The sequence below is a fragment of the Cellulomonas massiliensis JC225 genome, assembly GCF_000312005.1.
GTDB classification, from domain to species: Bacteria; Actinomycetota; Actinomycetes; order Actinomycetales; family Cellulomonadaceae; genus Cellulomonas; species Cellulomonas massiliensis.
In genome coordinates this window covers 1,250,872-1,256,495 of record NZ_HE978588.1, presented here as the reverse complement: position 1 = coordinate 1,256,495, position 5,624 = coordinate 1,250,872, and the positions used below count along the sequence as shown (strand labels likewise).

Annotated in this window: 4 protein-coding genes and 1 pseudogene; all 5 read right to left on the bottom strand. The window is 77.0% G+C overall.

What is annotated here, in order from left to right; translation table 11 throughout:
- Positions 1-749: pseudogene (locus tag HGCM_RS19725) on the bottom strand (hypothetical protein); the annotation flags it as partial.
- A 180-nt stretch (positions 750-929) separates the two neighbouring features.
- The gene (locus tag HGCM_RS05915; RefSeq protein ID WP_019135943.1) at positions 930-1,226 is read right to left on the bottom strand and encodes an MTH1187 family thiamine-binding protein; all 297 of its coding nucleotides are present in this window, start codon (positions 1,224-1,226) and stop codon (positions 930-932) included.
- A 44-nt stretch (positions 1,227-1,270) separates the two neighbouring features.
- Positions 1,271-4,180 carry an FAD-binding and (Fe-S)-binding domain-containing protein gene (locus HGCM_RS05910; RefSeq protein WP_051016044.1) on the bottom strand — a complete coding sequence of 970 codons (2,910 nt, stop codon included), beginning with the start codon at positions 4,178-4,180 and terminating at the stop codon, positions 1,271-1,273.
- A 55-nt stretch (positions 4,181-4,235) separates the two neighbouring features.
- Positions 4,236-4,673: an OsmC family peroxiredoxin gene (locus tag HGCM_RS05905; RefSeq protein WP_019135941.1), complete on the bottom strand. Its 438-nt coding sequence runs from the start codon at positions 4,671-4,673 to the stop codon at positions 4,236-4,238.
- Between the two features lie 74 nt (positions 4,674-4,747).
- A partial coding sequence (locus HGCM_RS19720; RefSeq protein WP_019135940.1) for a M15 family metallopeptidase occupies positions 4,748-5,624 on the bottom strand: 877 nt, incomplete at its 5' end.

The following is a 5,624-nucleotide window of genomic DNA, read 5'->3' as shown; positions in this document are numbered from 1 at the left end:
ATCGGCGTGGGGGCCGACATCGGCCCCGTCGCGACGGACGGCAGCGTCGTCCGCGACGGCGCGGGCGGGCGGCGGCGCGGCGCGACCGGACGGGTGCGCTCGGTGTCGTACGCCGCGAGCGTGACGCTGGCGGCGGGCGGCCGGACCAGACGCAGCGCGGGCTGCTCCAGCGAGCGGCGGGGCAGCTCCGCGACCGGCAGCGGGGAGACGTCGAGGACGCGGCGCTCCCCCGTGCCGCGCACCACGCCCACCTCGAGCACGTCGATGCGCCGGCCCGGCGCACGCAGGTAGACCAGCGGGTCGCGCGCGTCGGCGGCCACCTCGGCGCACAGGACGACGAGCCGGGTGCCGCGCGCGGGCGCCGCGTCGCCGACGAACGGGCGCCGGTCGCGGAACGCCGCGTAGTCGTCGGCGAACCGGGCGGAGTCGGGGTAGGCCCGCGCGAGGTCGGCGGCCGTCAGCCGGGAGGCGGCGCCGGCCGTCCGGGCGGCGCCGACCAGCGTGGGCTCGTCCAGCACGGGCGCGACCACGACGACGACGAGGGCGCCCTGGGCGTCGACGGCGAGCGCGTCCGGGCCGTCGGCCTCCAGGTCCGGTGGCGCGGAGCGGACGACGAACAGCGGCTCGCCGAGCACCGCGACGAGGTGCTGGGAGACGATCGCTCGGCACTCGTGGACGAACGAGGCGGCGTTGGGCCGCAACGGCTGCACGAGGCGGCTACGGCCGTCCTCGACCTCGAACATCGCCATCGCGGCGCGACGTCCCTCCCCGGACGCGACGGGCGTCCGACCCACCGTGCGGACGGGCCGGCGGCGCCCCTCACCGGTCCGGGCACACTGTTGCACACCCGCGCCGGGATCGGGGCATCCCGGACGAACGGCGCGCGCCGCCCGGGCACGGTTCCTCCGAACCGGTGACCCCCGCCCGGCTCAGCCGTCGGCGAGCGCCGCCTCCACGCGCTCCACCTTGGCGGTGAGCTGGCCGGTCCAGCCGGGGCGGATGTCCGCCTTGAGCACCAGGCTCACCCGGTCCCCGTGGCGCCCGACGGCCTCCGTCGCGCGGCGCACGACGTCCATCACCTCGTCCCACTCGCCCTCGAGGGTCGTGAACATGGCGTCGGTGCGGTTCGGGAGCCCCGACTCGCGCACGACGCGCACCGCGTCGGCGACGGCCTGGCTGACGGACTCCCCCGCGCCGAGCGGGGAGACGGAGAAGGCGACGAGCATGCGCCCACCCTCACCCGCGGCGCGCGCCCGCGTCCACCCGCGTCTCAGCCGGGGAGGCGCGAGGCGAGCAGCTCGGCGAGGTGGACGCCCTGCACGCCGGCGAGCTGGTCGGCCTGCGTCCGGCACGAGTAGCCGTCGGCGAGGTAGACGTCCCCCGGCTGCGCGTCCCGCAGCGCGGGCAGCAGCGCGTTCTCGGCCACGGCGACGGACACGTCGTAGTGGCCCTTCTCCATGCCGAAGTTGCCGGCGAGGCCGCAGCACCCGGCCAGCGCCGAGAACTGCGCGCCCGCCTCGGTGAGCAGCCGGCGGTCCGCCGACCACGTCATCACCGCGTGGTGGTGGCAGTGCGGCTGCACCACGGCCGTGACGTCCGACAGGTCGGGCAGCTGCCAGCGGTCGCCCGGCCCGAGCGGCGCGGGGGCGGTCAGGAGCTCCGCGAGCGTGCGCGTCTCGCGCGCGACGGCGTGCGCGCGCGGGTCGTCGGGCAGCAGCTCCAGCAGGTCGGACCGCAGGACGGCGGTGCACGAGGGCTCCAGCCCGACGATCGGCACGCCGTTGACGGCGAACGGCCCGAGGACCTCGAGCAGGTGCTCCAGGCGCCGGCGCGCCCCGTCGAGCTGGCCGGTGCTGATCCACGTGAGCCCGCAGCAGGCCTGGTCGCCGGGCACCAGCACGTCGTACCCCGCGGCGGTGAGCACCTCGACCGCCGCCTGCGGCACCTGCGGCGCGAGGGAGTCGCTGAAGGAGTCGGCCCACAGCAGGACGCGCGGGCGCGTGCGCTCGTCCGACGCGGCCCCGTCCGGCGCGTCGTCGGACCGCGCCACCGTGACCCGCTCCTGGCCTCGCGACCACGCGCGGAACGGCTCGGGCGCGAACGTCACCATGCGCCGGCGCGTGTCCATCCCGCCCGCCGCGAGGACCAGCCGCGCGAGGGGCCGGACGCCCAGGACGGCGTTCGCCGCGCGGGCCACGAGCGGGTGGGACGTGACGAGCCGGGCCCAGCGCGGCAGCCAGCCGAGCGCGTAGTGGTTCACCGGCCGCAACCGGCCGCGGTAGGTCCGGTCGAGCACCTCGGACTTCACCATCGCCATGTCGACGCCCGCCGGGCAGTCGGACGAGCACGCCTTGCAGCTGAGGCACAGGTCGAGCGACTCGTGCAGCTCGGGCGACGACCAGCCGTGGTCGACGAGCCGGCCGTTGATCGTCTCCTGCAGCACCCGGGCGCGGCCGCGGGTCGAGTCCTTCTCGTCCTTCGTCGCGAGGTACGACGGGCACATGAACCCGCCCGCGGCGGTGTTGTCGGCGCGGCACTTGCCCACCCCGACGCACCGGTGGGCGGCCTTGGTGAGGTCGCCGTCGTCGTGCCGGAAGGCGAAGCCGCGGGCCGCGGGCACGGGCCGCGCGGCGGGCCGCCGCAGGTCGGCGTCGAGCGGGCGCGGGCGCACGAGGACGCCGGGGTTGAGCCGGTCGTCCGGGTCGAGCAGGTCCTTGAACGCGGCGAACACCCCGAGCGCGCGCTCGGAGTACATCACCGGCAGCAGCTCGGAGCGGGCCCGGCCGTCGCCGTGCTCGCCCGACAGCGACCCGCCGTGGCGCGCGACGAGGTGCGCGGCGTCGGTCATGAACGAGCGCAGCGCCGCGCCGGAGCGCTCGAGCGGGATGTCGAGCCGCAGGTGCACGCAGCCGTCGCCGAAGTGCCCGTAGGCGAGGCCGTCGACGTCGTGCTCGGCCATGAGCGCCTCGAGCTCGCGCAGGTACGCGCCGAGCCGCTCGGGGGGCACCGCGGAGTCCTCGAAGCCGGGCCACGCCTGGCGCCCCGCCGGCGTGCGGCCGCCCAGCCCGGCGCCGTCCTCCCGGATGCGCCACATCGCGGTCGCCTCGGGCCCGGGCGGGAAGACCCCGATGCTGCCGGTGCCGGCGGCGGACGCCAGGGCGTGGGCGCGCTCGAGCGCCTCGTCGAGGGTGTCGCCCCCGACCTCGACCATGAGCCAGCCCGCGCCGGGCGGTAGATCCGGCACGGCGGACGCGCCGCGCACCCGCCGGACCACGTCGACGAGCCGGGCGTCCATCCCCTCGATCGCGATCGGACGGTGGGCCAGCAGCGCCGGCACGGCGTCGGCGGCGGAGGCCATGTCGGGGTAGCCGAGGACGACGAGCACGGGGGCGGCCGTCATCGGCACGAGCCGGACCGTCGCCTCCAGCAGCGTGGTGACCGTCCCCTCCGTGCCGACCAGCGCCTTCGCGAGGTCCGTCCCGCGCTCCGGCAGCAGGTGCTCCAGCGAGTAGCCGGACACCTGGCGCCCGAACCGGCCGAGCTCGGTGCGCAGCACGTCGAGGTTGTCGCGGACGAGCGCGTCCAGGCCGGGGACGGCGTCGAGCGCGCCCGCACCGGCGCCGGCGACGAACCGCCGGCCGGTGCCGTCCACCACGTCGAGGGCGAGCACGTTGTCGGCGGTCCGCCCGTAGGCCACCGCCCGGGGGCCGCACGCGTTGTTGCCGATCATCCCGCCGAGGGTCGCCCGGGTCCACGTCGACGGGTCCGGCCCGAACCGCAGCCCGTGCGGCGCGGCGGCCCTCTGCAGGGCCGCCATGACGACGCCCGGCTCGACGCGTGCGGTGCGGGAGCCCGGGTCGACCTCGAGCACGCGGTTGACGTGCCGCGAGAAGTCGAGGACGACGCCGGTCCCGATGCTGTTGCCGGCGATCGACGTGCCGCCGCCACGCGACGTCAGGGGCACGCCCGCCGCGCGGGCGACCTCGAGCGCGGCGAGCACGTCGTCGGTGTCGAGCGGGAAGACGACGACCTGCGGGACGACCCGGTAGTTCGACGCGTCGGTCGAGTACTCGGCGCGGCGACGCGACGAGTCGTCCACCCGGCCGCGCACCGCGGTGCGCAGCGCGGCGACGACGTCCGTCGGCACGCCGGTCACGGTGGGGGCGCTCACGGGCGGCATCCTCCCACCGTGGACCGGTGCGCCGACGGGACCTCCGAGGTGTGGACGCGCGGCCTCAGGCGAGCGACGCGTCGAGCGTGATCGTCGTGCCGGTGAGCGCCTTGCTCACCGGGCAGCCGGCCTTGGCGGCCTCGGCGGCGGCCACGAACCCGGCCTCGTCGAGGCCCTCGACCGTGCCGCGGACGGTGAGCGCGACGCCCGAGATCCGGAACCCGCCCGCGGGGTCGGGCCGCAGCGTGACGTCCGCGGAGACGTCGAGCGACTGCGGCGTGCCGCCCGCCGAGGCGATCTCGCCGGAGAGCGCCATCGCGTAGCAGGACGTGTGCGCCGCGGCGATGAGCTCCTCGGGGCTCGTCGTGCCGCCGGCCTCGTCGGCCGCGCGCTTCGGGAACGACACGTCGAAGCTGCCGGCGCCGGAGCTGGTGAGCTCGACGGTGCCGGAGCCGTCCTGCAGGCCACCGGTCCAGGACGTGCGTGCGCTACGGGTGGGCATGGCTGCTCCTCACGAGGGAAGACGACGGACGCCTCCCACCGTAGGCGCGGCCCGCCCGGCCCGCGCGCGCGGCGTCAGCCGACGTACTCCCAGTGCCACGGCTCCGGCTTGCCGCCGCCGGCGCGGGCCCAGTCCGGGTGCACCCAGCCGTAGTCGCCGGCGTGCTCGACCATCCAGCGGTGCGTCGCCGAGCCGAACGAGTCGATGCCGCTCGAGAGGTCGACCGCGACGCCGCCGCCGTGGTTCGACGTGCCCGGCTGCGCGCACCAGAAGCCCTTGGTGGCCCGGCAGACGAGCTGCTGGGCGTACGAGCGGTAGGAGTCGGTGACGGCGATGTCGTGCCCGAACTCCTGCCGGAACGCGGTGTTGAGGCGGTCGAACGACTCCGCGGCGTCGCAGCGCAGCTGGACCGAGGCGTCGAACGACACGTCGCACAGCGCCGAGGACGGGATGCGGCCGTTCGCGTACCCGACCAGCGAGCGCTTCCACGCCTCGCGCTGGGCCGCGGCCCGCTCCTCCGCCGCCTTCTCGCGCGCGGCGGCCTCCGCCTTCTTGCGCTGCGCCGCCTTCTTGGCCGCGGCCTTCGCCGCCGCCTCCTCGGCCTGCGCCGTGTCGTCCGCGACCTGCGCCGTCAGCGCCAGCAGGGCCTGGGCGGCCTCGCGCAGCTGCTGCGTGACCTCGTCCTCGGGGCCGTCCGCGACGGGGACGACGACGTCCTCGGGGGCGACCTCCTCGAGCTGGTCGTCCGCGAGCTCCGTCGGCTCGTCGGTCGCGACGTCCGTCGTCGACGGGCTCGTGGCCTCCGGCTCGGGCGTGGCTGCGTCCGCGTCCGCGCCGGCGTCGGCCGTCGCGGTGGGCGTCGGCGCCGCCGTCGCGGAGCGCAGGGCCGAGAGCGCGTCGTCGGCGGCCGGCTCGTCCGTCGCGGGAGCCGTGGACGGGGCGGCCGGCGTC

Excerpts from the sequence above, each read along its gene's own strand:
- HGCM_RS05905 (WP_019135941.1), bottom strand. The coding sequence starts at position 4,673 with ATGCCCACCCGTAGCGCACGCACGTCCTGGACCGGTGGCCTGCAGGAC.
- HGCM_RS05915 (WP_019135943.1), bottom strand. The coding sequence starts at position 1,226 with ATGCTCGTCGCCTTCTCCGTCTCCCCGCTCGGCGCGGGGGAGTCCGTC.
- HGCM_RS05910 (WP_051016044.1), bottom strand. The coding sequence starts at position 4,180 with ATGCCGCCCGTGAGCGCCCCCACCGTGACCGGCGTGCCGACGGACGTC.